The organism is Szabonella alba (assembly GCF_016765775.1).
GTDB lineage: Bacteria > Pseudomonadota > Alphaproteobacteria > Rhodobacterales > Rhodobacteraceae > Szabonella > Szabonella alba.
Genome location: NZ_JAESVN010000007.1, coordinates 17,824 through 42,800 on the forward strand (window position 1 = coordinate 17,824; position 24,977 = coordinate 42,800).

The window sequence follows — 24,977 nt, forward strand, 5'->3', positions numbered from 1 at the left end:
TGCCCTCATGATTTGCCTTGTGTCCGCAGGTATCGTCAGTCGCGCTCTTTGGCGATCACATCGCGGATGACGTCGATCTCATAGGCACCGGGCATCAGGGTCCAACCAACCAGATAGGCCGGTGTTCCCTGAAGGCCAATCGCGCGGGCCTGCGCGTCGTTGCGCGAGACAAGACCCATCCAGCGCGCTTCCTCACGCGCAAAACTCGCGAGGGCGGCGGCCGGTTCGACGCCCGCCGCGCGGACAGCCTCGTCCATCACCTCCGGCGCGATCCGTCTGCCCTCGATCTGCATCAGCGTGTCATGCGCGGCCTCATACTGACCAAGACCCACAGCCCCGAGGCCCAGCCGCAGCCCGTGAACCGAAGCCTCGCCGAAGATCGGCCAGTCCTTCATCACGAGACGGATGCTGCCGTCCGTCCGCACCATGTCGAGCAGCGCCGGATGTCCCTTGCGACAGAATGGGCATTGATAATCATAGAATTCGACCAGCGTGACATCGCCTTCGGGGTTGCCAAGCACCGGCTGATCGGGGTCGTGGGTCAGTTCGCGCCGGAACGCCTCCGCCTCTGCATCCTGGGCGCAGCCCGGCCCCGCGACCAACAACAGGCCGGTGCCCATGGCGGATCCGATCAGGTTTCTGCGGGTCAAGGGTGGACTCTGGGTCATGGCTGTCCTCCTTCTGGGGGAATGGTTGCAGTAGGGGGAATGTTAGAGGGGATCGGCGCTCCGGGCAGCACGGTGCCCTTGCCGCTTTCGGCCTCGGTCAGAACGACCACCCGCGCGCCGGACCGCATCAACCCCTCGAGTTCGATCACATCCTGATGAAACATGCGGATGCAGCCCGCCGAGGTCGCATTACCGATCGACCCCATGTCAGAAGTGCCATGGATTCGGTAAAAGGTGTCGCGGTTTCCCCTGTGCAGATAGAGTGCCCGGGCGCCGAGCGGATTGTTCAGCCCGCCCGCCATACCATCGCGCAGCGGGCCGTATTGATCGGGAAATTCGCGGATCATGTTGTCGGTCGGCCGCCAGGACGGCCAGTCACGGCTATAGGGGATATGCGCCGTTCCGGAGAATGCGCGCCCCTCGTCGCCCACTGCCACGCCATAACGGATCGCGCGATTTTCGGGCAGAATATAATAGAGAAACCGCTGCCAGGGATCGACGATAACGGTGCCGGGCCTCTCATCCGTCCAGTAATCCACCTCGCGCCGGATGTTGCGCTCGCTGAGGTATTTCGCGGGCACCGACGGGACGTCGATCTCGCCATCGGTCAAGGCTGCGTAATGTGCCGCGATCCCGGGTTCCAGAACGGGTTCGGCGGGGGACAGTGGTTGATCGGGAACGGCGCATCCAGCCAGTGCAAAAACAAGGGCCAGACGGTGTGCCGCGTGACGGCGAAACTGTGTCATCATCAGTCGTTTTCCTTCAGATCGCGGATCCCGGCCGTCAGATGCGCATGAGAGATCTCGCCCATATGGGCGGCGCGCAGCTTTCCCTGCGCGTCGATGAACAGGGTTGCGGGCAGGCCCATGGCCGAAAAATGCCGCATCATCTGCGAGCCCGGATCCATGACCGGCGCGATCACAATGCCCTCGCGCGAGAGATAGCGGCGGACGGCCTCTGCCCCCTCGCCCTGATTGACGAAATGCATGTCCACATCGGTCAGGCCCGCCGCCACGCCGGCCATCATCGGCATCTCGCGCCGACAGGGCGGGCACCAGCTTGCCCAGAGGTTGATCACCATGGGCCGCCCCTGCCAGTCGGCAGGCGTCACCAGATCGCCGGACAGCGTGGCAAGCTGCATATCCCCAAGCGGCGCAACATCCATGCCCCGCGCCAGTTGCTGCGCCACATTCCAGCCGATGAACGCGAAAACCACCGACGTCAGCGCCGGCAGGATCAGATCGGTCCGGCGCCCCAGATACCAGACCGACACCGCCGCGAAACCTGCGGCGCCCCAGAGCGGGCTAAACCCGCCCTGCCAGAAGGCAAGGATTGAAAGCGGATCGGCCCTGAAGCTTTCAAGATGCTGGAGAACGAACCCCAACCGTGCCGACAGCCCGGCCATCAAAGCCGCCGCACTGGCCCAGTTGGCAATGGCAGGCCCCCGCTTGCGGGCGATGATGCCGCTGGCCCCCAGCAGGATCAAGAGCGCCAGCAGAACCGGCGCGCGGTCGGCGGAGAGCACGAAAGGCCCGAGCGCAAACCCTCCCATCACTTCACCGCCTTTGCCAGCGCCACGGAGCGGAGGATGTCGTCGGGCCCGACAGTGCCGATCCGGCGCGTGCCTGGGGGTTCACGCAGCGCCGTGTCCAGAAAGATCATCGTCGGCGGCCCGGCCGCGCCCAGATCACGCAGCAAGGCCTGCCCCGCCTCGTCAAGCTGCGTCACATCGGCCTTGAGAAGCCGCATCCCGCCAAGCGCGGCCTGAACCTGTTGGTCGGGCAGGACGCTGCGCTCGATCCCCTTGCAGGTCACACACCAGTCGGCGGTGACATAGATCATCGCGGGTTCAGCCGGGCCGTTCGACAATGCCGCAGCCAAATCGGCCGAGCTGGAAACCGGCGCAAAGGCAACAATGTCAGCCGCGCCCACCGGCCCGCGCGCCACCAGGGGCGCCAGCGGGCGGAGCGGATCCTGCCCGCCAAGGGCTGCGCCGATCGCCAGCAGGACGGCAGCGATCAAGGCAGCAATGCCGCCGCTGCGCAGCAGGCGCATGAGCCCGCTCGCCCCCGCCTCCAGCCGGTCAAGCACGCCGAGAAATACCGCCATCCCCACCAGCAGCACCGACCACAGCGCCAGAACCAGCGGCCCGGGCAGAATGCGCGCGGCCAGCCAGATCGCGAGGCCGAGGAAGACAAAACCGAAGACCCGCCGCACAGCTTCCATCCAGGCCCCCGCCCTCGGCAGGACACCCGAGCCAAACGTTCCAGCAACGATCAGCGGCGCCCCCTGCCCCAGACCCAGCATGAACAGTGCCGCCGCGCCCAGCGCGACATCCCCGGTCTGCGCAATATAAAGGAAAGCCCCCGCCAAAGGCGCGGTCACGCAAGGCCCGACGATCAGTGCCGAGGTGAAACCAAGCGCCGCCGCCCCGGCGATCGAGCCTCTCCGGCCCGCGCCGTGCAATCGCGCGGTCAACCCCGCAGGTAACGTCAGGTCGAAGAGCCCGAAGCTGGACAGCGCCAACAGACCGAACAACAGGGCTACCGAGCCGACCGCCCAGGCCGATTGCAACGCCATTTGCAGGTTCTGCCCTGACCAACCCGCCACCGCCCCAAGCCCCGCGAAGGCCGTTGCCATGGCCAGCACATAGACCCCGGACAGCAGTGCCCCACGCGCGGGCGTCAGCCGTTCACCCTGACGGGCCAGCATCCCCGCAACGATCGGCACCGTCGGAAAGACGCAAGGTGTCAGCGCCAGCGCGAGTCCGAAACCAAGGAATGCCAGCAGAACCAGTCCTGTGCCACCGCGCTTGGCAAGGCCCGCCAGCATGCCCTCACCCTTTGCCAGTTCCATCTGCGGTGCGGGGGTCGGCGCCTGTTCCGCAATCTCGCCCGAGCCTGTTGCCCGCGCGGGATCTTCTATTGCGGAACCGCCCGGCGCTGTCCCCGCCGCTAGTTCCGGCAGGCTCAGGCTGCTGGTGACCGGCGCATAGCAGATCCCATCCTCCTGACAGCCCTGCCAGGTGATACGCACCTCGCCACCCGCACTGGGCAACAGGATTGAGGCATTGCCGTAATAGACCTCCACCCGGCCAAAGCCCGGATCGTCCTTGATCCGGCCCGCAGATGTCTCGACCGCAAGGGCCGCGCCATCGGCGGTATGGGCGGCGATCTGATCGCGGTAAAGGTAGTAGCCCTCGGCAATACGCCAGCCGATGCTTGCCCGGCCATCACTGACCGACAGCACTTCGATGATGAAGGCATCCTCAGGGTCGAGGGGCCGGCTTCCGCCGCCCCCGAAGGTGAAGGTCTGCGCATGTGCCGGGAACCAGAACACGAGAAGCGCCAGAAGCAGCGCAGCGCAAGAAGGAAGGGAAGGATTGTGTTTCATGGGCGCTGACTTGGAAAAGTTGGCTTAACCAGGCCTTAAGCGATGTCCCCCATGACCGGACACGAATGCGAGAGCATCGCGCATTTGCGGTGCATGTGTTGGGTCCGGTTCAGGCCAGATCCTTGCGCGCCTGTGCTACCAGTTGCTTCAGTTCAGAGCCGGATTTCTTGCCGAACAATGCATCGTTGCCGGCGATGAAGGTGGGCGTTCCCATCAGCCCCATATGGTCACCAAGGGCCATGGATTGCGCAATATGGCCCTCGACATCGGCAGACCGCATGTCGCGTCGCAGCTTTGCCAGATCAAGCCCGACCTCCTGCGCGACCCGCATCGCCGAAGCCTCTTCGGCCCGCCCTCGGATTGCCATCAACCCGCTGTGGAACTGCCAGTATTTCCCCTGTTTCACGGATGCCAGCGAGGCACGGGCGCAAAACTCGGAACTTTCGCCGAAAACAGGCCATTCCCGCAGCACCACACGCAGGTGCGGATCGTCCCCGATCAGCTTGCGGATCACCGGAACGCTGGTCCGGCAATGCGGGCAATTGTAATCGAAAAACTCGGTCAGGGTGACATCGCCCTTCGAATTACCCAGCACGGGCGAGAAGGGCTGCCGCTCTATCGCGTCGCGCAACTCGGGTGGCATGGGATTATCTTGTGCCCGTGCCATGGGCACGCCGACGGACAGGGTAAGGCCCGAGACCAGTCCGAGCGTGGTAAATTCGCGTCGTTGCAGCTTGCGCATGGTCTGATCTCCGGGCTCGTGAAAGGGTTTGATCCAGCCTCTGGCCCCTACCCCTTAACCGGGCCTTAAGCGCCCCCGGTCAGAGCGCGCCCAGCAGTTTCCACCACAGGAAATCTATGGGCAGCAGCACAAGGAAGGTGATCAGCGCCAGCGGCAGGGTGATCCGCAGCAAATGGCCCAGCTTTTCGCCCGACATCTGCATGGCAACCACCAGCGGCCCGACCTGATAGGGAAAGATCACCGTTGAAAACCCGATCACCTGCGTCATCAGCACGGTGTTCAGGCTGAACCCGGTCTGCGCGGCCAGATCTCCGGCCATCGGCGTCAGCACGGCCGGAACACCCGGCACTGTGGTGAACAGCCCCGTCACCGCCGACATCAGCGACAGCGAGGCGAAGTTTGTCGCATCCGCTCCCGGCTCCAGCGGTAGCGCCGCGATCAACGCCTGCCCAAGCATCGCCCCCAGCCCGGAAGCATTGACCAGTGCCCCGAGCGCCAGCGCCCCGGCGACAAAGAGCAGCATCCCGAAATCGACCGAGGCCTTGAAGGCCGGCGGCGTGACCACGCCGAAGCCCGGCAACAGCAGCAGCACAGCCGCCACCAGCCCGATCCAGGCCGAGTTCACGCCATGCAGACTGTCGGTCATCCACAGCGCCAGCGTCGCCAGCAGGATCACCGTCACCCGGATCCGCGCGGCGGGGCTGACCGGCTTGTCGCCTTTGGCGGCCTCGGGCGCAGGCAGGGCTGCGCCGGGCGTATCCGGGAACATCCACAAGACCAGAACCACGACCGCCAAGCCCTTCAGCACCCCCAGCACCGGAAAATGCAGCAGCAGATAGTCCATATAGCCGAAATGCGCGCCATGGATGGTCTCGGCCGCGCCCGACAATACCATGTTCGGGATGTTCGACGGCAGGATGGTGAAGCCGGGCATATTGGTGCCGATCGCCAGCACCGATGCGATGCCGATCCGGCCCTTCGATCCCGGCCCGAACCCCATCTGATCGGCCAGCGCCATGCCGACCGGCACCATCACCACCGCGCGCCCAATCGAGGACGGCATCAGAAAGCTCAGCAGAACCGATACCGCCATCAGCCCCGCAATCAATCGCGGATAGCTGCCGGTCAGCAGCGGCGCAAGGCCTCGTGCCAACATCGCGCCCAGCCCCGATATCGAGATCGCCGCCCCGATGACAAAACCCGAAACGATCAGCCAGACGGCGGTTGAGGAGAACCCGGCAAAGGCCAGATCGGGCGGGGCCAGACCAACGACCAGCAGCACCGCGAAGAAGATCAGACTGGCCAGATAGCCAGGCACAAGGCTCGTGGCCCAAAGCACCAGCGTGATCAGCACGATGCCGAGGATCCGCGCCTGATCCGGCATCAGCATTGGCGGCGGCAGGATCGCCATCACCAGTGCCAGCAGGGCAACGAGTGCAACGAGGGCTGTAAGAATATGTTTGGCGGAAAACGTCATCTGATCAAACCGAAGAGGCTGGTTGGTATCAGCTCTGATCTAGCCTTGACCGCACCCTTGTGCCAGACTGCGATCATGACAACAGATGTCGCCAAACCGCCAGATTTCGACCCCTCGGATATCGCCTTCACGATAGACCCGGCGCGCCCCATCCTGACTCATGGAAGGGTGATCGCCGCCGGACGCGCGGTGCGCCCGCACAGCCATCCGCGCGGTCAGCTTCTGTGGGCCATGCGGGGCGTCCTGCGCGTGGTCAGCAATTCCTGTATCTGGCTGGTACCGCCAAGCCACGCCGTCTGGATCCCCGGCGGTATGAAACATCAGGTCACAATCGAGGCAGAGGCGGAACTGCTGAACATCTATGTCGACCCTTCGGTCACAGTGCGCCCGCCAACACGGCCGATGCCCTGCTGCGCAGTGCTTTTGCTGACACCGCTGGCGCGCGAACTGATCCGCAGGCTTGGCGACAGCGATACCTCCGCCCCTTTCGATGAGCGGCTGCTCAGGTTCTGCGCCGTGCTGCTCGATGAGATCGAAGGCCTCTCCGAGGCGCCGCTGAACCTGCCCGGCGGTCAGGACGAGCGGCTGGTCCGGGTGACCCGCCATCTGATCTGCCATCCGGAAGACCCGAGCCAGCTTCCCGAACTGAGTCAGATCGCGGGCGCTAGCCCCCGTACGCTGGAGCGGCTGTTCCGCGCCGAGACCGGGCTCAGCTTCCGGCAATGGCGGTCGAAACTGCGTCTGCTCAGCGCGATCGAGGCGCTGAACCGCGGTGAAAGCAGCACGACCATCGCTTTTTCGATGGGTTACAGCAGCCCGAGCGCCTTCATCGCCGCGTTCCGCGAAGTCTTTGGAACGACACCACAGCGCTTTCTGAACAACGGCTCGTAAATCCGGTTACGACGAGGCGATTGCCTTCGCCCCGCCGTAACCATCCACTGGCCTTCGGGACGCTGAGGGCCAGGGGAAGTTCTATGCCTTTGTCGACCTGCCGCCACAGGAAACCGGCTTGATATCCAGTAGAGCCGTGCCATCGAGGCAATCGAGGGGACCGACGACAAGAATATGCCCCTCTACCGCGATCAGTGGCACCCGCGACAGCGCCACCGGATTGGGGCGATGCGGGGAGCGCATGGCAAAAACCCCGCGCTCGCCCCCGTCATGCGGACTGACCGAGCGCAGCACATCGCGCGCTGCGCGGTCAAACCAGTAGAGGAGATCCAGCTCAGACGCCGACAGAGCATGAAGCGCTTCGGCATATTCCGGCAGGATTTCCAGACGCGCTTCCTCCCCGCCCCGTCCCGGGCCACTCGGACAATCCGCCAGCGTCTTCCATGGGGTGCGGATCTGGCCGATGGGCCGCAAAAGGATGGGCGAGTTCATGGCTTTGCCGCCTTGCCGCGCAACAGCGACTGTGCGGTATAGACGAGGATCGCGGCTCCGACCGCACCCGCCACTGACACCAGCAGCAGCACGATCACATCAATCGGGCCACCGATGTCGCCAAAGCCCGAACTGGTCACATTTTGCACGAACAGCACCGCCGCAATGGCGCCGAACGGCATGGCAACCTGCGCCCAGAGGAATTTGCGCCAGGACACTGCCCGATCCCGCATCAGGACGTAGAGATAGGCCGCCGTCACAAGAACGGCAGCGGCCACCATCACCCATAACAGGCCGCGCCCGAAGATTTCCTCGAGCACCGCGATCATCGTCGAAAACGTTAGCTCCTGCATGTTCCCTCCTCCTCAGGCCCTGCCGCGCAGCATTGCGTTATAGGTGGCCTTCAACGCCACCTCCTTCATCAGCCAGCTGATCCACAACTCCTCCAAGGGTGCGATGAGACCGGGGAAGGAGGGCACAAGGTTGTTGTGATAGTCGAATTCCACCAGCATCGCCTTGCCGACACGGGTGATCATCGGACAAGAGGTATAGCCGTCATAGACCGTCGTGCCTTCGCGACCCTGGATGGCGGCGATCAGGTGATCCTCGACCACCGGCACCTGCCATTTCACGCTCGCCGCCGTCTTGCCCTTCGGCACCCCCGCCACATCGCCGAGCGCGAAGATCTCGGGATAGCGCAGGTGGCGCAGCGTCTTCATGTCGCATTCGACCCAGCCCTGGTCGGACCATTTATCCGCCCAGGACAGGCCCGATTGCCGGATCATCTCGGGCGCGCGCTGCGGCGGGATAACGTGCAGATAGTCATAGGGCATCTCGGTGGTGGATTTCACCACGGCGCCCGTCGCCGGATCGGTGGTCATTGTGGCGAATGTTGCCCGTTTCGCCCCGGCGTCGATGGTGGTCAGGGTCTGGCCGTAATGCGGGGTGATCTTGCGCTCGCCGAACAGCATCCGCACTTTTTCCGAGACGATCGGCACCGAGAACAGCACCTGCTGTGGGCAAGCGTAATGGGTCTCGTATTTGCCCTTGGCACCCCCACGGCTGGCGATGTCGTCGATCAGGAACGTATGTTTCAGCGGCGCGCCGGCGCATTTCATCTCGGTCGCGGGGCGGGTGAAGAGACCAATGCCGCCCTCCTCGGTGAACTTCTGCGCGGCCTGCCATGTCTTCGCGGCGTGCTCCGGCCCGGCATAAAGCGCGCCGATGCCGTTCTGCCCGACCATATCCAGCGCAAAGCCCTCGATGGCATCATGGTCCAGCACGAGGCCGGGCGCGACCACCAGAAAATCATAGTCCAGCCGCTTGCCGCTTTCGGTAGAGACGGTCTTTGCCAGCGGGTCGATGGCGGCGGCCTTCTCAGTAATCAGCGTCACGCCTTGCGGCAGCCAGTCGGTGGTCTGGCTGACGACATAATCCGCCGGTTTCAGCCCCGCCGCAACCAGAGACAGCCCCGGCTGATAGAAATGTTCCTTGCGTGGATCGACCAGAGTGATTGCCGCACCGTCCAGCCGCTGGACCAGACGATTGGCAAGCGTCGCACCACCCGCCCCCGCGCCGATGATCACGATCCGCGCCTTGGTCGCCAGCTTCGCCGCCTGCGCCTCGCCACCAAGGCCAAGCGCCAGCGCCCCAACCGCGCCCAGCCCCAACAGGCCACGCCGCGTGCTTCGAAATTCCGTCATCGTGAAGTCTCTCCTCCCTGCAAAACAAGGGCGGGCGGAGGGTGCCCCCCGCCCGCCCTCCCCTCACGCAGCCTCGCGCGTGATGATCTCGGCCTCGCCTTCCAGTAATTTGTGGACCGGGCATTTGTCAGCCATCGCGACCAGAAGCGCGCGGTCCTCGGGGGTCAAATCGCCGATCAGGGTGACGACCCGCTCGAAGGCATGGGGCTTTTCGCCGGTCGGAGCCGGATCGGCGCCCATGCTCATCACCGGCGCGCGCAGGTGGCGCACCTCGACCGACACATCGTCGAGCGCGATTTTCTTGCGACCCGCGACCATGCGGATCGTCATCGTGGTGCAGGCGGCAAGGCCGGCCATCACCAGTTCAAACGGATCGGGGCCGGTGTCCTGCCCGCCATAGGTTCCCGGTTCGTCCGCGCCAAGAATGTGGTGGCCCACATTGATATATTGCCCGAAGGGGCCAAAGCCGCTTTCGCGGGCCTTCACGACATTGCGTTGCGGAGCATTGCTCATGGTTTCTGTTCCCTGTTTCGGAAAATGCGTTCAGGTGATCTGCAGCGAGCCTTTGGCCGCCATCATCAGGTCGATCACCTCGGGCGCGGTGATGATCTCATAGCCCGGCACCATCTGCTCGGCGCTGAAGCCGTTATGGATCATGCAGGATTTGCAGATGCCGATCCGGCCACCGCCCGCGATGAATTTCGCCAGCAGATCCGGGACCGGCTCGAAGGGCTTGCCCACGTCGATCCCCGCAGTCGCATCGGGCTGGCCCAGTTCGACCGCTTCGACCATCAAGAGCACCATCGCACTGTGCCCCTTTTGCAGCGCGTTCAGCGCCATGGTGAAGGCTACGGTGACCTTGGCCGGGTTGGCGCGGCCATCGAACAAGGTTGCGACGAAATGAGCGGATTGCATGGGTCTCTCCTTTAATCCGGGACAGAGCCGGGGCCGGGGCCGGGCAAAATTGCGCCGACCGGGCACCGTTCTTTTTCGAATTGGAACAGGAACCCGCTGCGGGCAAGACTGCCAATCTGCCATGATATGTCGCCAAAGCGACAGGCCATCACCGGGCACAACCTGATCGGGCCTGCCCATTTTCGGTCGTTCCTGCTAGAACCCCTGTTAACGTAGGAGAGCAGATGGACGACTGGACCGCATATTTCAAAGAAATGGATCAGCTTCCTGCGCCGATGCGCAAATCCCTTCTGCGCAACAGCCGTAAGCTGCAGTTCCCGGCGGGATCGCGTCTGTTCGGTCCAGGGCAGCCCGCAGAGTATCTGCTCCTGCTGGTCTCGGGGAAGGTCAGGGTCACCCAGGTTTCTGACACCGGGCGCGAGGTCGTTCTCTATCGCGTTGGCGCGGGGGAAAGTTGCGTGCTGACCTCGGCCTGCATGCTGGCCTATGACGATCTGGCAACCGAAGGCTTGGCGGAAACCGATGTCGAGGCCATCGGCATCCCCAGGGCCACCTTCGACGAGCTGATGGCGATGTCGCCCGATTTTCGGGGTTTTGTCATGCGGGCCTGGTCGCGGCGAGTGACGGATCTTCTGTCGCTGATCGACGATATCGCGTTTCAGCGGATCGACCTGCGGCTTGCCACGCGACTTCTGGCCATGGCCGAGGGCGATACCGTCCATGCCACGCATCAGCAACTCGCCGCTGAACTCGGCTCGGCGCGCGAGGTGATCAGCCGGACGCTGTCCGAGTTTCAGCGCCGGGGATGGATCGAACAGGCCCGGGGCGAAGTTCGGCTGATGGATCGGCCCGCGCTGGAAAAACTGACGCGAGAGCCGGAAGTGTAACCAAGTCACCGACGGGAGGTCGCGGCCGTGGCATCCTCATGCCACGAAACACAGTCCCGAGGTGTCCCGATGATCAAGAATCTTGGCCAGCCCGACCGCATCCTGCGGTTGGTGGCCGGAATTGTCGCAGCCGTGATCGCATGGCTCTATGGCGGCGGCTGGCCAGTGCTTGGCCCCGTGCTGTGGGTCGTGGCGACCATACTGATCCTGACCGCAGCCTTCGCCACCTGCCCGGCCTATCGGCTGTTCGGCCTGTCCACCTGCCCGCTGAAAAAGAAATGACCAGCTTCACCCCGCTGACCTCTTTCGCGGGCGGCATGCTGATCGGGCTGGCGGCCGTTCTGCTGATGGCCTTTCACGGTCGCATCTTCGGTGCGACCGGCATCCTGTCCGGCCTGATGCGCGGCGGCAATATGCGCGACTGGTCGCTGAGAGCAGCGCTGCTTGCCGGCATGGTGCTGGCACCGGGGTTGGTGCTGCTTGTCACCGGCAGCTGGCCCGCGCTGGAGGTGCCGGTGTCGATGACCGCGATCATCGGCGGCGGGCTGCTGGTGGGGCTTGGCGTCAGCTATGGCGGCGGTTGCACCTCGGGCCACGGCGTCTGCGGCAATGCCCGGTTTTCGCGCCGCTCTATCACCGCGACGCTCAGCTTCATGGCAACCGCATTCCTCACCGTCTATGTCACCCGCCACCTGATCGGAGGTTGAGATGCGCCTGCTTTCCGCACTGCTCATCGGTCTGATATTCGGTATCGGCATTGCCACCTCCGGCATGATCAACCCGGCCAAGGTGCTGAACTTCTTCGACATCGCGGGGAACTGGGACCCGAGCCTCGCCTTTGTCATGGGAGGCGCCCTTGCGGTCGCCATACCGGGATACCGGCTGGTGCTTGTCCGCAAGGCACCCCGGTTCGAGCCGAAATTCCAGCTTCCCGACACGAAGCTGATCGACGTGAAACTGGTTTCCGGCTCCGGCCTTTTCGGCATCGGCTGGGGGATTGCGGGCTTCTGTCCCGGCGGCGCTCTGCCCGCGCTTGGCACACTCCGCCCCGAGGCGCTGGCCTTCGTTGCGTCAATGATCCTCGGCCTCTTCATCGCTCGCGGTCTGAAAGCTCTCGCTGCCCGCTCGCCCCAATCTGCCTGATCGGGCCGCCCGATCCGGCCATCTGATATTCGGAGGATAGCATGTCCTGCAAAGCCGACCTCACCGTGAAACCCGAAGTCATGCCCTTCTTCGATCCGGCCACCAACACCATTTCCTATGTGGTGAAGGATCCCGGATCTGACGCCTGCGCGGTGGTCGATTCCGTGATGGATATCGACTATGCCGCCGGTCGCATCAGCTACGAATCCGCCGATGCCATCATCGCCTTTGTCCGCGAACAGGGGCTGAAGGTCGAATGGCTGATCGAGACCCATGTCCATGCCGACCACCTGTCGGGTGCGCCCTATATCCAGGCGGCGCTTGGCGGCAAGATCGGCATCGGCAGCCAGATCACCGTGGTGCAGGAAACCTTCGGCAAGGTCTTCAACGAAGGCACAGAATTCCAGCGCGACGGCAGCCAGTTCGACCGGCTGTTCAATGACGGCGATACCTATCAGATCGGCGGAATGATGGCTTGCGCCATCCACACCCCGGGCCATACCCCCGCCTGCATGACCCATGTGATGGGCGATGCGGCCTTTGTCGGCGACACGCTCTTCATGCCCGACGGCGGCTCGGCCCGTGCCGATTTCCCGGGCGGCGATGCCGGGGTGCTTTATGACAGCATCCAGAAGGTGCTCGCTCTGCCGCGCGAGACCCGGCTCTTCATGTGCCACGACTATGGCCCGAACGGCCGTGACATCGCCTGGGAAACCACTGTGTGCGAACAGCAGGACCACAATATCCATGTCGGCCAGGGCCGCAGGCGCGAGGACTTCATCGCCATGCGCGAGGCACGCGATGCCACGCTGAAGATGCCGACGCTGATCATTCCCTCGCTTCAGGTCAATATGAAGGCAGGCGAACTGCCGCCCGAGGACGAGAGCGGCAAGCGGTTCCTCAAGGTGCCGCTCGGCGCATTGTAAAGGGCGAGATAGTATGGATATCCAGAAACTCTCGCCCCGGCTCGGGATCTGCGGACAGGTCGAACTGTCGGATATCCCCGAGATCGTCCAGGCGGGCTACGGCCTCCTTGTATGCAACCGTCCAGACGAGGAAGAACGCGGCCAGCCCGGCTTTGCCGAGATCGCAGAAGCAGCTCAGACGGCCGGGCTGGCGACCCTGTATCTGCCCGTCGCCGGGCCCTCCGATTTCGCGCGTCAGGCCCCCGCCATGGCCGAGGCTATGCGAACAGCATCGGGGCCCGTTCTGGCCTACTGCCGGTCCGGTGCCCGATCCTCGATGCTGTGTACCGCCGCAATAGCCCCCTGATCTTGTCTCATCGCCTCGCCCGCGCCTGAAAACGCGCGCGACCTGCCATTGCCGAAAGCGGACCCATGCGCCTGTCCCTGACCCGCCATCTGCCCATCCTCGACTGGGGACGGCGCTATTCGAAATCGGATCTGTCTTCCGATCTGACGGCGGCGGTGATCGTCACCATCATGCTGGTGCCGCAATCGCTGGCCTATGCGATGCTGGCGGGCCTGCCGCCGGAGGCGGGGATCTATGCCTCGGTCCTGCCGATCATGCTTTATGCGATCTTCGGCACCAGCCGGGCGCTGGCGGTGGGGCCGGTTGCGGTGGTATCGCTGATGACCGCCTCGGCGGTCGGTCAGGTGGCGGAAAGCGGCACGGCGGGCTATGCGGTGGCCGCACTGACGCTGGCGCTGCTGTCGGGGCTCATGTTGATCGTGCTTGGCCTGCTGCGCTTCGGCTTTCTGGCGAATTTCTTGTCCCATCCGGTGATCGCGGGTTTCATCATCGCCTCGGGCCTGCTGATCGCCGCCGGACAGGCGCGGCATATCTTCGGCATCGCGGGTGGTGGCGACGCACTCCCCGAAATCCTGCATCGGCTCTGGCAGCATCTGGCCGAGGCAAACTGGCAAACGCTGGTGATCGGCCTGGCCTCGACCGTCTTTCTGGTCTGGGTGCGCAAGGGGATGAAGCCCGCGCTGAAGCGGCTTGGCGCAGGCGACGGGTTGGCCACGCTGCTGACCCGCGCCGGTCCGGTCTTTGCGATTGTCGTGACCACGGTCACCGTCTGGGCATTCGGACTGCATGAGCAGGGCGTCGCCATTGTCGGCACGATTCCCCAAGGATTGCCGCCCCTCACCCTGCCCGACCTGTCCCCCGGGCTGATCGGAACGCTCGCCCTGCCCGCTGCACTGATCTCGATCATCGGCTTTGTCGAAAGCGTTTCGGTCGCGCAGACCCTTGCCGCAAAAAAGCGCCAGCGCATCGGCCCGGATCAGGAACTGATCGGCCTTGGCGCCGCTAATATCGGAGCGGCTTTTTCCGGCGGTTTTCCGGTGACGGGGGGCTTTGCGCGATCAGTCGTGAATTATGACGCGGGTGCCGCCACCCCTGCCGCCGGCGCTTTCACTGCCATCGGGCTGGCACTGGCCGCGCTGACCCTGACGCCGCTACTCTATTTCCTGCCCCAGGCCACGCTCGCGGCCACGATCATCGTCGCCGTCCTGAGCCTTGTGGATCCGGCGATCCTGCGCCGCACCTGGGCCTATTCGCGGCGCGATTTCGCAAGCGTTGTGGTGACAGTCCTTTCCACGCTTCTGTTCGGAGTCGAGGCCGGGATCTCGACCGGCGTCGCGCTGTCCCTGCTGCTGCACGTCCTGAACACTGCCCGCCCGCATGTGGCCGAGGTCGGCCTAGTGCCCGGCAGCCAGCATTTCCGCAATGTGCTGCGCCACAAGGTCGAAACCCTGCCGGGCGTGCTGATGCTGCGGGTGGATGAGAGCCTTTATTTCGCCAATGCCCGCGCCATCGAGACCCTGGTGCTGGATCGCCTGGCAGCCGACCCCGCCATTCGCGAGGTGGTGCTGATGTGTTCGGCGGTGAATGTGATCGACTTTTCCGCGCTGGAATCCCTTGAGGCGCTGGCCACGGAACTGGCCGCGCAGAAGGTCCGCCTGCATCTGTCGGAAGTGAAAGGCCCGGTCATGGACCGGCTCAAGACCACACATTTTCTGCGCGATCTGAACGGCGAAGTCTTCCTGTCGCAATACGACGCCTGGAAGAGCCTGGCCGCGACAGGCCCCACTGCGAAGGCCGGGTAAACACACTGGATAGCCCAGTCGGCCATCGCAAACCTCCATTGTCACCAACGAGAGAAGGACCGAACCCATGAAAGCGACCCTCCTTGCCGCCGCTCTGGCTCTGACCAGCGCAGGCGCGGTCCAGGCTGACGAACCGCGCAAACTGGTGACGATCCTGACGGCGCCCGAGGCCCAGACCCAGCTTATGGCGATGGTTCTGACCATGAACGCCGTGGCGCAGGGGGCCGAGGCGAAAATCCTGCTTTGCGGCCCTGCCGGCGATATTGCGCTGCAAGCAGCCCCGGAAGCCGCGACGGCAGGCCAACCCCCAAAAGGCGCAAGCCCGCAAGGCCTTCTGAAGACGATGATATCGGAAAACGGCGTGCAGGTGCAGGTTTGCGCGATCTATCTGCCAGGGCTGGGTGCCGGCCCGGAAGTCCTCATAGATGGCGTAACCGCTGCGGCACCCGACGCCATGGCGAAGGAGCTGATCGACGACGACACGACGGTCATGAGCTTTTGATCCGGAACCATGAATATGAAACAGGTCCTGCCCGCCCTTGCTCTCGCCATCATGCTTCCCTTCGTCGCCCAGGCCCAGGAAAGCGATTCCTACAGCGAAACGAAACTCGGCCTTTACGCGACTGCGACAGAAGCCCATGCCATGATGGAGGCCGATCCTCGCGCGATCCTGATCGATGTCCGCGACCCGTCCGAACTGATGTTCACCGGCGCCGCCGAAGGACTGGACATCCATGTGCCGTGGATGGTGCTCGACCGTGCGGAATTCAGCGCCGAAAAGGGCGTCTGGCCGATGAAGCGCAACGAAGGGTTCGAGGCCAGCGTAAAGGCCCGTCTCGATGCCCTTGGCGTGACACCAGAGGATACCATCATCGTGATGTGCCGCTCGGGTTCGTCGCGCAGCGCGCCTGCGGCGGATGTGATCAATGCAATGGGCTATACCAAAGTCTGGTCCGTTACCGATGGCTTTGAAGGCGGCACGCTCAAGGAGGGCACGTCGAAAGGTGTGCGGGCGGTGGACGGCTGGCGCAACTCCGGACTTCCATGGAGCTATAAGGTAGATCCCGGTATCGCCTGGACGCAGGAATAGATCTTCGCTTAACCATGCTGCGGCACTGTGTCGCCAAAGACACCCGTGCCGCAGCACCCGCGACAGCAGGAATTTCAGGCCGCGGCCGTTTCCTCGCGCACATCGCGAAGCAGAGCCGCCATCTGCCGGAAGACCGCTGTATGCGGCGATCCAGGACGCCAGGCCAGCACCACTTGGCGCGGACATGCGCCGGGCAGCGGCAAGAGTGCGACACCATGCCCCCGCGTCGCCCCGGCATCCACCGCCAGCTGAGGCAAAAGCGTGATGCCCAGCCCCTCCTCGACCATCGAAACAAGGGTCGGCAGGCTGGTCGCGGCAAATGTTTCATCGGCGTGGAGCGCAATCCCCGGAAAAGCCGAGAGCGCGTGGCGCTGCAAACAATGGCCCCGCTCAAGCAACAACAGCGGCGTGCGGGACAGATCTTCAGGCTCTGCCTGACCCTTGGCCGCCAGCGCATGTTTCTCGCTGACAGCCAACTGGTATCCATCCTGAAACAACGGCTCAACCACCGCATCGCCCAGATCATGGGGAAGCGCGACCAGAATCAGGTCAAGCCGTCCCTCGGCCAGCCCGGCGGCAAGGCTGTCGGTCAGTTCCTCACGCAGGAATATCCGCAGATCAGGCCAGCGGCGGCGGATCGCGGGCAAGGCGCGGGGCAGCAGGAATGGCCCCAGCGTCGGAATCGCCCCCAGCCGGACCTCTCCCTGAAAGGCGCCGCTGTGCTGGCGCGCCGCAGCCTCGATATCCTTGACCTCGGCCAATATCCGGCGGGCACGCGCAGCAATATCTTCGCCCGCCGGGGTCAACATGACCGATTGCCGTGTGCGCTCGGCCAGCACAACACCAAGCCGCCCCTCAAGTTCTTTCAACCCGGTCGAAAGCGTCGGCTGCGTTACGTTGCAGACCTCGGCCGCGCGCGAGAAGTTCAGCGTATCGGCAAGCGCGGTCAGAAAGCGAAGCTGGCGAAGGCTGGGCATGTTATTGAAAATCCCGATTACGATTAGTCATATAATCAATTTCATATATACGCGCAAACCTATTACTTCTTGGCCATCGCAAACACGAACCCAGAGGTTTCCAGATGACCGAAGCCCCCACCCTGCCGCGGCTGAACGAACCGGCCCCCGATTTCGACGCGCCAACCACCCATGGACGCAAAAAGCTGGCCGACTTTCGTGGGAAATGGCTGGTGCTGTTCTCGCACCCGGCGGATTTCACCCCGGTCTGCACCACCGAATTCATCGGCTTCGCAAAATTGCAGGAACAGTTCGCTGCAATCGACACGCAACTGATCGGCCTGTCGATTGACAGCACCCATTCGCACATCGCCTGGACGCGCAACATCAAGCAGAATTTCGGCACCGAAATCGGCTTTCCGATCATTGCCGATCTCAGCATGAAGGTTGCCCATGACTATGGGATGATCATGCCGGGAGCCTCGGACACGGCTGCGGTGCGGGCCACATTCGTGATCGACCCCGAGGGCGTGCTGCGCGCGATGCTCTACTACCCGATGAATGCGGGCCGGTCGGTGGCGGAAATCCATCGCCTCGTCGTCGCCCTGCAGACGGCCGACACCAATGCCTGCGCGATGCCCGAAGCCTGGGTACCCGGCCAGCCGGTCATCGTGCCGCCCCCGAAAACCCCGGAAGAGGCCGAAGCGCGCGCCGCCGAGGGTTACAACACGGTCGACTGGTATTTCTCGACCCGCACTCTCTGAACATCAAGGCAGGGGCATAGTGCCCCTGCCCGACCTGACCTGCGCTGCGCGCTGCGAAAGTCCGCCTTCATGACACCGATCCGTATCACAGACAGCTTCTTCATCACCGGCCAGATCCGGGCTGTGGATATGCCGCAGATTGCCGCGATGGGGTTTGTCGCCATTCTCAACAACCGCCCCGATGGCGAGGAAGCCGACCAGCCCAATCATGAAACCATGCGTCAGGCGGCGGCGGCCGTCGGCATGGGTTATCTCTGGCTGCCGGTGACCGGTTCCACAATTAATGGCGAGGTGGTGGAGACGTTTCGCTCCATGCTCGACGCCGCTTCGGGACCGGTTCTCGCGCATTGCCGCTCCGGCGCGCGGTCCTTCACCCTTTGGGCCATCGGTGAGGTGCTGGTCGGTCGGATGAACTTCGAAGACCTGGCCGGGTTCGCACTAGCAAGGGGATGCGATGCAAGCGCAGCGCTGAACTGGCTCGCGCATGATGCCCAGGCAAGGGGCCAAACTCTTCCACGAAAGGAACCTCAGATGTCCAGCAAACCCGAAGTGACCGGTTTCTTCGATCCGCGCACCTGGTCGGTGCAATATGTCGTGGCTGATCCAGCCACGAAAGACTGCGCGATCATCGACCCGGTCTATGACTACGATGAAAAATCCGGCCAGACCGGCACGCAACACGCCGATGAGATCCTGCGCTTTGTCTCTGACAAAGGCTATCGCGTGCAATGGATCCTCGACACCCACCCCCATGCTGATCATTTTTCTGCCGCGCATTACCTGAAGGAAAAGACCTTTGCGCACACGGCCATCGGCGAAAAGGTGGTCGAGGTGCAGAAGCTGTGGAAAGGCTTCTACAACTGGCCGGATTTCCCCGAGGACGGTCGCCAGTGGGACAGGCTCTTTGCCGATGGCGATACATTCATGGTCGGGACGATTCCTGCCCGGGTCATGTTTTCGCCCGGCCATACGCTGGCCTCGATCACCTATGTGATCGGTGATGCGGCCTTTGTGCATGATACATTGTTCATGCCCGACAGCGGTACGGCACGGGCCGATTTTCCGGGTGGAAATGCGAAGGTTCTGTGGGATTCGATTCAGGCGATCCTCGCCATGCCTGACGAAACGAGAATCTTCACTGGCCATGACTATCAACCCGGCGGGCGGGAACCACAGTGGGAATCGACCGTGGCCGAACAGAAGGCCACGAATATCCATATGGCGAAATACCGGACCGAGGCAGAATTCGTCACCGCGCGAGATGCGCGCGACGCAACCCTGCCGATGCCGAAGCTGATCCTGCATGCCTTGCAGGTGAACATGAACGGTGGCCGATTGCCCGAGCCGGAGTCCAATGGCAGGCGATATATCAAGCTGCCGCTCGACGTGCTGACCGGCGCGGATTGGGGGTAGATCATCCCTGTAAAGCAGCACCGCCAGGACCCGCCGCGGTTTTGAATAGCTGCGGAGTTGATCACTCCGCAGCTATAGAATGCCGTTGCGCGCGGCCTGGAATACTCGGGGAGGAATTTCGAACCGGACCCGGAAGATCTGTAAGCAAATTCACTCCAGCGCCAGATTACCAGTCCTGATTGCAATTCCTGCCGCCGCGCGATTCGGGCCGACAACATGCCGCGCGTCACCCTGCCACGTCGCCGTGGCGGGTCAGAACGATACATTGTCGCCTTGATCCCTGAAATGATCAGCCCGCATCCACTAATATACTTTCAAAAGTGCATGGTGCCAAACTGCGCCTTGCCAGAGAAACGAGATGCCCCGTCAGACCCGAAATGACCATATGGCACAGAAGGCAGACCGGCCCGATATAGCGGACCTTTTGCCGACGATGGCCGCGCTGGCATGGCTACCTCAGGCTGCCTTGCTTGCCGTTGCGATTGCGGCGGTGGCGAAGGGCGCGGCACTGGTGGAGATCGCGGGATTCGCCGCCCTTGCGGCGATTCTGGGCATCCTGCGGGCGCTGATCTCCTCCGCCAGTGAACGTGCAAGCTTTCTCGGGGCGCGCGAGGCGGTGACGGGCCTGCGCAATGCAGCCGTTCTGGCTCTGGCGTCGCGCTCTCCTCTGGATGCCACGCGCACGGCTTCGGGCGAGGCCGCAAGCATGATCGCCGAACAGGCCGAAAGCATCACGCCATGGCTCGCGCGGTTCGGGCCGACACGCATCAAGGCGGTCGTCATCCCTTTGGCGATTTTCCTGACAATCCTCCCGCTCTCCTGGGCGGCAGCGCTGGTCTTGCTGATCGCCTTGCCGGTGATCCCGGTCTTCATGGCGCTGATCGGCTGGCGCGCGCAGGCGGCCAGCAAGGCGCAACTGGTCGAGGTCGGCGCGATGAACGCCTTTCTGCTGGACCGGTTGCGGGGGCTTGCGACCATACGCGGGCTGGGCGCCGTTGATCGGGTGGCGGAACGCGTCGATGAGGAGGCGCAATCCCTGCGGGTCCGCACTATGGCGGTGTTGCGCATCGCTTTCATGACCTCAGCGGTGCTGGAGCTTTTTGCCGCGCTCGGTGTGGCCATGGTTGCGGTCTATGTCGGCTTTCACCTGCTGGGGGATCTGGATTTCGGCGCCTGGGGGGGCAAGCTCGGGTTGGCGCAGGGCATGTTCATCCTGCTGTTGGCGCCTGCGTTTTTCGAGCCGATGCGAGAGTTGTCCGCCATCTGGCATGACAAGGCCGCAGGTCAGGCCGCGCATGAAAACCTGTTGCGGCTGGCGCAGGAAGGCCACCGGCTGCCCGAGGCCGGACAAGCCTCCGCTCCGGTTCCTGCAGACAGGCCTGCGATCGGCCCGTCGGTGGTTGTCAGGGGCCTGACCTTTGACCACACCGGACCCGACCGCCTTTTCCCGGACGGGCTGGGCTTTACCGTCAGCCACGGCGAACATGTCGCCCTTCTCGGGCCCAGCGGGGCTGGCAAGACCACGATCCTGTCGCTGATCGCGGGGCTGGCAATGCCGAAAGCCGGCCGGATCGAGGTTTTCGGGCAGGAGCTGCGCCCCGAGACCGTCCTGCACCTGCGCGCGCGGATGGCATGGATCGGGCAGAACCCGCATATCTTCGCCGGGTCGCTTGCCGCCAATGTCACACTGGGCCGCAGCGGCATTGATGATGATACCATCGCCCGCGCATTGGCCGCGCTGCGGCTGGACCATGTGGCGCGCGCGCGCGGAAGCGCCCCGATCGGCGAAGGTGGCGCCGGTCTTTCGGGTGGCGAAGCCCTGCGGCTGGCCCTGGCAAGGATCGCCGTCACGCCGCAGGCGGAGCTGATCCTTGCGGATGAACCCACCGCCCACCTTGATCCCGTCACCGCGGGCGAGATCACCGACGCCCTGCTACGGCTTGCCCAGGGGCGTACTCTGATTGTCGCAACCCATGACCCGCGCCTCGCCGTGCGAATGGATCGCAGCATCCGTCTGGCCCCTCTGGCAGGGAGGGCAGCGGCATGAAGCGCGTCCTGAATGATTTCCGGCCCTTCCTTGGCCTGTTCTGCGCGAGTACCGGCCGGAAACTGCTGGGAGGTGCCGCGCTGGCCGCCCTGACCGGGCTGATGGGCATGGCGCTTCTGGGCCTGTCGGGCTGGTTCATCACCGCGACCGCGCTTGCGGGGCTGGTGCCCGCCACGGCCTGGGCCTTCGATGTCTTCATGCCCTCGGCAGCGATCCGGCTCTTTGCGCTTGGCCGCACGGCGGCGCGCTATGGCGAAAGGCTGGTGACCCATGATGCAACGCTCGGCCTTCTGGCCGCGTTGCGCGGGCGGCTCTTTCGCGGCTGGTCGGCGCCGGGCGCGGCAAGGGCACTGGCGATGCGCCCGGCCCGCCTGCTGTTTCGGCTGACCGCCGATGTCGATGCGCTCGATACTGTTTATCTGCGCGTGCTGGTGCCGCTTGGCACCACCCTCGTGGCGACGCTGGCTGCGGGGATCGCACTGGCCTTCATCAGCCCGGCTCTGGGGGTCGCGGTCTTTGCGGTGCTGATGCTGACCGGAACTTTCGTCGCGGGGATCACTGCGCGCAGCGCCACCCCCGCAACCCTGCGCCGCGCCGCCCGGATCGAGACCTTGCGGGCGCGCGTCATCGACCTTGCCAGCGGCCAGACCGACCTGCTGATGGCGGGACGGATCCCTGCGCAAAGGGCCGCGCTGGCAGAGGTGGACGCAAGGCTTGCCGCCGACGACCACCGCCTCAACCGGATCGAGGCTCGGGCAGGTCTGGCCCATGGCCTGCTTGCGGCGGTGTTGCCTGCGCTGGTGCTGGTGGCGGCGGCAGCAATCGCCGCCGGGGGGCATATCGGCGCACCGGGTGTCGCGCTTGCCCTCCTCATCACCATGGCCGCAACCGAGCCTTTTGCCGCCCTGCGGCGCGGCGCGCTGGATTTTGCGCGCGCCCGTCTTGCCGCAAGACGCACCGGGCCTGCGCTACTCTGCGCCGCCTTTCCTGTCGGCGCCGAACCCGCCCCCGGTCTCGCAGCGGAATTGCATCACGTCACGCTGCGCCACGATGCGGCCCTTGCGCCGATCCTGCGGGATCTGTCGCTTTCGGTCCGGGAGGGCGAGCATATCGCGCTGATCGGGCCAAGCGGTGTCGGCAAGACCAGCGTGATCCAGTGCCTTGCCGGTGATCTGCCGCCCACGGCGGGAAGCGTCCGCGTCACCGCCACTGCGCGGCTGACACAGCGCACCGAACTGTTCCGTGACGGCCTGCGCGAAAATCTTCGCCTCGGCGCCCCCATGGCAAGCGACGCGCAGATGATGGCCGTTCTGGCGCAGGCCGGGCTGGAAAGCATCATCCATGCGCTCCCTAGTGGCCTCGACACAGAACTCGGCGATGGCGGCCAGGGTCTGTCGGGGGGACAGGCGCGGCGGCTGGCCCTTGCCCGGCTGATGCTGCGCGATGTGCCGCTCTGGCTTCTGGACGAGCCGACCGAGGGGCTGGACGGAGAGACCGCCCGCGATGTTCTGGCCCGGCTGCGCCATGCCGCAGGCAATCGCGCCACGATCACCGCCACCCATATTCGACGCGAAGCGGAAGATGCCGACCGCCTGCTGATCCTGGGGGATGGCGGGATCAAGGCCAGCCATATCCGGGGCAGCCCGGGATTTGAGGCCGCATTGAACGACCTGCGCCCTGACTGAACCGCCCATCATGGGCAAAACAGCTCCATCCACCCGCAGACGCAAAGGCAGCAAGATGGAATTCGACGTTGTAACCCTGTCGCGGCTTCAGTTCGCTTTGACCGCGCTTTACCATTTTCTCTTCGTGCCCCTCACTCTTGGCCTTTCCGTGCTGCTGGCGGCGATGGAGACAGTCTATGTGATGACGGGCCGCCCGATCTGGCGCCAGATGACCAAATTCTGGGGCACATTGTTCGGGATCAATTTCGTGCTGGGCGTCGCCACCGGCATCGTGATGGAATTCCAGTTCGGCATGAACTGGAGCTATTACAGCCATTATGTCGGCGATATCTTCGGCGCGCCGCTCGCCATCGAAGGGCTGATGGCCTTCTTCCTTGAGGCCACCTTCGTCGGGCTGTTCTTTTTCGGCTGGGACAAGATGTCGAAGGTCGGGCATCTCTTCGCCACCTATGCCGTGGCGATCGGCTCGAACTTCTCTGCCTTGTGGATCCTGATCGCCAATGGCTGGATGCAGCATCCGGTGGGCGCGACATTCAACCCCGACACCATGCGGATGGAAGTGACCGATTTCTTCGAGGTGCTCTTCAACCCGGTCGCCCAGGCCCGCTTTGCCCATACCGTCTCGGCGGGCTATCTGACCGCCTCGGTCTTCGTTCTGGGCGTCTCGGCCTGGTATCTGCTGAAGGGTCGGCACATCGCCATCGCCAAACGCTCGATGACCATCGCGGCCTCGTTCGGCCTGCTGGCCTCGGTCTCGGTCGTGGTTCTGGGGGATGAGGGCGGCTATCTGGCCTCGGAACACCAGAAGATGAAACTCGCCGCCATCGAGGGCATGTGGAAGACCGAGCCGGCGCCGGCCTCCTTCACCCTGTTCGGCATTCCCGACATGGAGGAGCGCACGACCCATTATGCGGTCCACATCCCCTGGGTCATGGGACTGATCGGGACCCGTTCGCTGACGACCGAAATCCCCGGCATCGAGGAGTTGGAAGCCCATGCCGAAACCCGGATCCGCAACGGCATCCTTGCCTATGATGCGCTGCAGGATTACCGGGCCGCGCCCTCGCGCGAGGCAGTGCCTCCCGAGGCCGTCACGGCCTTCGACGAACACGGCCACGATCTCGGCTATGCGCTGCTTTTGAGGAAGTATGTCGAGGATCCGCGCGAGGCGACTGAGGCGCAGATCAAGGCCGCAGCGTGGGATACGGTGCCGCATGTTCCGACGCTGTTCTGGTCCTTCCGCCTCATGGTCGCGATCGGCTTCTTCAACGTCGCGTTGATGGGCTTTTTCGTGGTGCTTTCGGCGCGCCGCAAGCTGGGCGTCAGCCGCTGGCCGCTGAAGATCGCGGTGGCCTCGCTGGCGCTGCCATGGATCGCCGCCGAACTCGGCTGGATCACCGCCGAATTCGGGCGCCAACCCTGGGCGGTCGAGGGCGTTCTGCCCACGGTCGCCGCTGTTTCCGAACTGACCGTGCCGACCCTCTGGCTGACGATCATCGGCTTCACGCTGATCTATTCGGTGCTGATCGTGATCGAGGTCCGGCTGATGCTGGAGGCGATCCGCAAGGGGCCGCAGCCCGATCACGACCCGGAAATGCCCCTTGCCCCCAAACCCCTTGTTGCAGCGGAGTGACGCC

General features: G+C 64.1%; 27 protein-coding genes. 15 read left to right on the plus strand and 12 right to left on the minus strand.

The window, feature by feature from the left end:
- Positions 1–35 precede the first annotated feature (35 nt).
- From JL811_RS15185 to JL811_RS15210, 6 genes are all read right to left on the minus strand, one after another.
- Entirely contained in the window at positions 36–668 is a 633-nt protein-coding gene (locus JL811_RS15185) for a DsbA family protein (RefSeq protein WP_202689565.1), read from the minus strand.
- Complete coding sequence (locus tag JL811_RS15190; protein ID WP_202689566.1) at positions 665–1,417, minus strand: L,D-transpeptidase; 753 nt, start codon at positions 1,415–1,417, stop codon at positions 665–667. The genes JL811_RS15185 and JL811_RS15190 overlap by 4 nt, the downstream gene beginning before the upstream one ends.
- A complete protein-coding gene (locus tag JL811_RS15195; RefSeq protein WP_202689567.1) occupies positions 1,417–2,220 on the minus strand; it encodes a TlpA disulfide reductase family protein in 804 nt (267 codons plus the stop codon). The genes JL811_RS15190 and JL811_RS15195 overlap by 1 nt, the downstream gene beginning before the upstream one ends.
- Positions 2,220–4,061 carry a protein-disulfide reductase DsbD gene (dsbD, locus tag JL811_RS15200; protein WP_202689568.1) on the minus strand — a complete coding sequence of 614 codons (1,842 nt, stop codon included), beginning with the start codon at positions 4,059–4,061 and terminating at the stop codon, positions 2,220–2,222. Before dsbD ends, JL811_RS15195 begins: the two co-directional genes overlap by 1 nt.
- 109 nt (positions 4,062–4,170) lie before the next feature.
- Positions 4,171–4,803 carry a DsbA family protein gene (locus JL811_RS15205; RefSeq protein WP_198838840.1) on the minus strand — a complete coding sequence of 211 codons (633 nt, stop codon included), beginning with the start codon at positions 4,801–4,803 and terminating at the stop codon, positions 4,171–4,173.
- A gap of 79 nt (positions 4,804–4,882) precedes the next feature.
- On the minus strand, positions 4,883–6,280 hold the full coding sequence (locus tag JL811_RS15210; RefSeq protein WP_202689569.1) for an SLC13 family permease: 1,398 nt from the start codon (positions 6,278–6,280) through the stop codon (positions 4,883–4,885).
- A 75-nt stretch (positions 6,281–6,355) separates the two neighbouring features.
- On the opposite strand from JL811_RS15210, the gene JL811_RS15215 reads away from it, so the two are divergent.
- Entirely contained in the window at positions 6,356–7,171 is an 816-nt protein-coding gene (locus tag JL811_RS15215) for an AraC family transcriptional regulator (protein ID WP_198838842.1), read from the plus strand.
- An 81-nt stretch (positions 7,172–7,252) separates the two neighbouring features.
- On the opposite strand, the gene tsaA is transcribed toward JL811_RS15215, so the two are convergent.
- From tsaA to JL811_RS15240, 5 genes are all read right to left on the minus strand, one after another.
- Complete coding sequence (tsaA, locus tag JL811_RS15220) at positions 7,253–7,663, minus strand: tRNA (N6-threonylcarbamoyladenosine(37)-N6)-methyltransferase TrmO (RefSeq protein WP_198838843.1); 411 nt, start codon at positions 7,661–7,663, stop codon at positions 7,253–7,255.
- Positions 7,660–8,016 carry a DUF5368 domain-containing protein gene (locus tag JL811_RS15225; RefSeq protein ID WP_198838844.1) on the minus strand — a complete coding sequence of 119 codons (357 nt, stop codon included), beginning with the start codon at positions 8,014–8,016 and terminating at the stop codon, positions 7,660–7,662. Before JL811_RS15225 ends, tsaA begins: the two co-directional genes overlap by 4 nt.
- A gap of 12 nt (positions 8,017–8,028) precedes the next feature.
- Positions 8,029–9,366, minus strand: a complete 1,338-nt coding sequence (locus tag JL811_RS15230) for an NAD(P)/FAD-dependent oxidoreductase (RefSeq protein WP_198838845.1) — start codon at positions 9,364–9,366, stop codon at positions 8,029–8,031.
- A 63-nt stretch (positions 9,367–9,429) separates the two neighbouring features.
- Entirely contained in the window at positions 9,430–9,879 is a 450-nt protein-coding gene (locus JL811_RS15235; RefSeq protein WP_202689570.1) for an OsmC family protein, read from the minus strand.
- A 30-nt stretch (positions 9,880–9,909) separates the two neighbouring features.
- On the minus strand, positions 9,910–10,281 hold the full coding sequence (locus JL811_RS15240; RefSeq protein ID WP_202689571.1) for a DsrE family protein: 372 nt from the start codon (positions 10,279–10,281) through the stop codon (positions 9,910–9,912).
- Positions 10,282–10,505: 224 nt separating this feature from the next.
- Between JL811_RS15240 and JL811_RS15245 the strand changes: the two genes are divergently transcribed.
- The 9 genes from JL811_RS15245 to JL811_RS15285 all read left to right on the plus strand — a co-directional run bounded on the left by JL811_RS15245 (position 10,506) and on the right by JL811_RS15285 (position 16,475).
- Positions 10,506–11,168, plus strand: coding sequence for a Crp/Fnr family transcriptional regulator (locus tag JL811_RS15245; protein ID WP_202689572.1), 663 nt, complete (start codon positions 10,506–10,508; stop codon positions 11,166–11,168).
- Between the two features lie 69 nt (positions 11,169–11,237).
- Positions 11,238–11,450 carry a YgaP family membrane protein gene (locus tag JL811_RS15250; RefSeq protein ID WP_202689573.1) on the plus strand — a complete coding sequence of 71 codons (213 nt, stop codon included), beginning with the start codon at positions 11,238–11,240 and terminating at the stop codon, positions 11,448–11,450.
- Positions 11,447–11,875 (plus strand): YeeE/YedE family protein, encoded by a 429-nt coding sequence (locus JL811_RS15255; RefSeq protein WP_202689574.1) that lies wholly within the window; start codon positions 11,447–11,449, stop codon positions 11,873–11,875. Before JL811_RS15250 ends, JL811_RS15255 begins: the two co-directional genes overlap by 4 nt.
- A 1-nt stretch (position 11,876) precedes the next feature.
- Entirely contained in the window at positions 11,877–12,311 is a 435-nt protein-coding gene (locus JL811_RS15260; protein WP_198838851.1) for a DUF6691 family protein, read from the plus strand.
- A gap of 41 nt (positions 12,312–12,352) precedes the next feature.
- Positions 12,353–13,237 (plus strand): MBL fold metallo-hydrolase, encoded by an 885-nt coding sequence (locus JL811_RS15265; protein WP_198838852.1) that lies wholly within the window; start codon positions 12,353–12,355, stop codon positions 13,235–13,237.
- 13 nt (positions 13,238–13,250) lie between these two features.
- Positions 13,251–13,583 carry a protein tyrosine phosphatase family protein gene (locus JL811_RS15270; protein WP_198838853.1) on the plus strand — a complete coding sequence of 111 codons (333 nt, stop codon included), beginning with the start codon at positions 13,251–13,253 and terminating at the stop codon, positions 13,581–13,583.
- Positions 13,584–13,648: 65 nt separating this feature from the next.
- Positions 13,649–15,385 carry a SulP family inorganic anion transporter gene (locus JL811_RS15275; RefSeq protein ID WP_198838854.1) on the plus strand — a complete coding sequence of 579 codons (1,737 nt, stop codon included), beginning with the start codon at positions 13,649–13,651 and terminating at the stop codon, positions 15,383–15,385.
- Positions 15,386–15,452: 67 nt separating this feature from the next.
- Entirely contained in the window at positions 15,453–15,887 is a 435-nt protein-coding gene (locus JL811_RS15280) for a DsrE family protein (protein WP_202689575.1), read from the plus strand.
- Between the two features lie 15 nt (positions 15,888–15,902).
- The gene (locus JL811_RS15285) at positions 15,903–16,475 is read left to right on the plus strand and encodes a rhodanese-like domain-containing protein (RefSeq protein ID WP_202689576.1); all 573 of its coding nucleotides are present in this window, start codon (positions 15,903–15,905) and stop codon (positions 16,473–16,475) included.
- A 74-nt stretch (positions 16,476–16,549) separates the two neighbouring features.
- Here JL811_RS15285 and JL811_RS15290 read toward each other — a convergent pair whose 3' ends face one another.
- Positions 16,550–17,452, minus strand: coding sequence for a LysR substrate-binding domain-containing protein (locus tag JL811_RS15290; protein ID WP_202689577.1), 903 nt, complete (start codon positions 17,450–17,452; stop codon positions 16,550–16,552).
- Between the two features lie 104 nt (positions 17,453–17,556).
- Between JL811_RS15290 and JL811_RS15295 the strand changes: the two genes are divergently transcribed.
- The 5 genes from JL811_RS15295 to JL811_RS15315 all read left to right on the plus strand — a co-directional run bounded on the left by JL811_RS15295 (position 17,557) and on the right by JL811_RS15315 (position 24,973).
- Positions 17,557–18,195 (plus strand): peroxiredoxin, encoded by a 639-nt coding sequence (locus tag JL811_RS15295; protein ID WP_202689578.1) that lies wholly within the window; start codon positions 17,557–17,559, stop codon positions 18,193–18,195.
- A gap of 69 nt (positions 18,196–18,264) precedes the next feature.
- Positions 18,265–19,608, plus strand: a complete 1,344-nt coding sequence (gene blh, locus JL811_RS15300) for a bifunctional sulfur transferase/dioxygenase Blh (protein WP_202689579.1) — start codon at positions 18,265–18,267, stop codon at positions 19,606–19,608.
- 385 nt (positions 19,609–19,993) lie between these two features.
- On the plus strand, positions 19,994–21,655 hold the full coding sequence (gene cydD, locus JL811_RS15305) for a thiol reductant ABC exporter subunit CydD (protein ID WP_237684995.1): 1,662 nt from the start codon (positions 19,994–19,996) through the stop codon (positions 21,653–21,655).
- Positions 21,652–23,340, plus strand: coding sequence for an amino acid ABC transporter ATP-binding/permease protein (locus tag JL811_RS15310; protein WP_202689581.1), 1,689 nt, complete (start codon positions 21,652–21,654; stop codon positions 23,338–23,340). Before cydD ends, JL811_RS15310 begins: the two co-directional genes overlap by 4 nt.
- A 55-nt stretch (positions 23,341–23,395) precedes the next feature.
- A complete protein-coding gene (locus JL811_RS15315) occupies positions 23,396–24,973 on the plus strand; it encodes a cytochrome ubiquinol oxidase subunit I (RefSeq protein WP_202689582.1) in 1,578 nt (525 codons plus the stop codon).
- The last annotated feature ends 4 nt before the right edge of the window (positions 24,974–24,977 follow it).

Excerpts from the sequence above, each read along its gene's own strand:
- JL811_RS15185 (WP_202689565.1), bottom strand. The coding sequence starts at position 668 with ATGACCCAGAGTCCACCCTTGACCCGCAGAAACCTGATCGGATCCGCC.
- JL811_RS15190 (WP_202689566.1), bottom strand. The coding sequence starts at position 1,417 with ATGATGACACAGTTTCGCCGTCACGCGGCACACCGTCTGGCCCTTGTT.
- JL811_RS15195 (WP_202689567.1), bottom strand. The coding sequence starts at position 2,220 with ATGGGAGGGTTTGCGCTCGGGCCTTTCGTGCTCTCCGCCGACCGCGCG.
- dsbD (WP_202689568.1), bottom strand. The coding sequence starts at position 4,061 with ATGAAACACAATCCTTCCCTTCCTTCTTGCGCTGCGCTGCTTCTGGCG.
- JL811_RS15205 (WP_198838840.1), bottom strand. The coding sequence starts at position 4,803 with ATGCGCAAGCTGCAACGACGCGAATTTACCACGCTCGGACTGGTCTCG.
- JL811_RS15210 (WP_202689569.1), bottom strand. The coding sequence starts at position 6,280 with ATGACGTTTTCCGCCAAACATATTCTTACAGCCCTCGTTGCACTCGTT.
- JL811_RS15215 (WP_198838842.1), top strand. The coding sequence starts at position 6,356 with ATGACAACAGATGTCGCCAAACCGCCAGATTTCGACCCCTCGGATATC.
- tsaA (WP_198838843.1), bottom strand. The coding sequence starts at position 7,663 with ATGAACTCGCCCATCCTTTTGCGGCCCATCGGCCAGATCCGCACCCCA.
- JL811_RS15225 (WP_198838844.1), bottom strand. The coding sequence starts at position 8,016 with ATGCAGGAGCTAACGTTTTCGACGATGATCGCGGTGCTCGAGGAAATC.
- JL811_RS15230 (WP_198838845.1), bottom strand. The coding sequence starts at position 9,366 with ATGACGGAATTTCGAAGCACGCGGCGTGGCCTGTTGGGGCTGGGCGCG.
- JL811_RS15235 (WP_202689570.1), bottom strand. The coding sequence starts at position 9,879 with ATGAGCAATGCTCCGCAACGCAATGTCGTGAAGGCCCGCGAAAGCGGC.
- JL811_RS15240 (WP_202689571.1), bottom strand. The coding sequence starts at position 10,281 with ATGCAATCCGCTCATTTCGTCGCAACCTTGTTCGATGGCCGCGCCAAC.
- JL811_RS15245 (WP_202689572.1), top strand. The coding sequence starts at position 10,506 with ATGGACGACTGGACCGCATATTTCAAAGAAATGGATCAGCTTCCTGCG.
- JL811_RS15250 (WP_202689573.1), top strand. The coding sequence starts at position 11,238 with ATGATCAAGAATCTTGGCCAGCCCGACCGCATCCTGCGGTTGGTGGCC.
- JL811_RS15255 (WP_202689574.1), top strand. The coding sequence starts at position 11,447 with ATGACCAGCTTCACCCCGCTGACCTCTTTCGCGGGCGGCATGCTGATC.
- JL811_RS15260 (WP_198838851.1), top strand. The coding sequence starts at position 11,877 with ATGCGCCTGCTTTCCGCACTGCTCATCGGTCTGATATTCGGTATCGGC.
- JL811_RS15265 (WP_198838852.1), top strand. The coding sequence starts at position 12,353 with ATGTCCTGCAAAGCCGACCTCACCGTGAAACCCGAAGTCATGCCCTTC.
- JL811_RS15270 (WP_198838853.1), top strand. The coding sequence starts at position 13,251 with ATGGATATCCAGAAACTCTCGCCCCGGCTCGGGATCTGCGGACAGGTC.
- JL811_RS15275 (WP_198838854.1), top strand. The coding sequence starts at position 13,649 with ATGCGCCTGTCCCTGACCCGCCATCTGCCCATCCTCGACTGGGGACGG.
- JL811_RS15280 (WP_202689575.1), top strand. The coding sequence starts at position 15,453 with ATGAAAGCGACCCTCCTTGCCGCCGCTCTGGCTCTGACCAGCGCAGGC.
- JL811_RS15285 (WP_202689576.1), top strand. The coding sequence starts at position 15,903 with ATGAAACAGGTCCTGCCCGCCCTTGCTCTCGCCATCATGCTTCCCTTC.
- JL811_RS15290 (WP_202689577.1), bottom strand. The coding sequence starts at position 17,452 with ATGCCCAGCCTTCGCCAGCTTCGCTTTCTGACCGCGCTTGCCGATACG.
- JL811_RS15295 (WP_202689578.1), top strand. The coding sequence starts at position 17,557 with ATGACCGAAGCCCCCACCCTGCCGCGGCTGAACGAACCGGCCCCCGAT.
- blh (WP_202689579.1), top strand. The coding sequence starts at position 18,265 with ATGACACCGATCCGTATCACAGACAGCTTCTTCATCACCGGCCAGATC.
- cydD (WP_237684995.1), top strand. The coding sequence starts at position 19,994 with ATGGCACAGAAGGCAGACCGGCCCGATATAGCGGACCTTTTGCCGACG.
- JL811_RS15310 (WP_202689581.1), top strand. The coding sequence starts at position 21,652 with ATGAAGCGCGTCCTGAATGATTTCCGGCCCTTCCTTGGCCTGTTCTGC.
- JL811_RS15315 (WP_202689582.1), top strand. The coding sequence starts at position 23,396 with ATGGAATTCGACGTTGTAACCCTGTCGCGGCTTCAGTTCGCTTTGACC.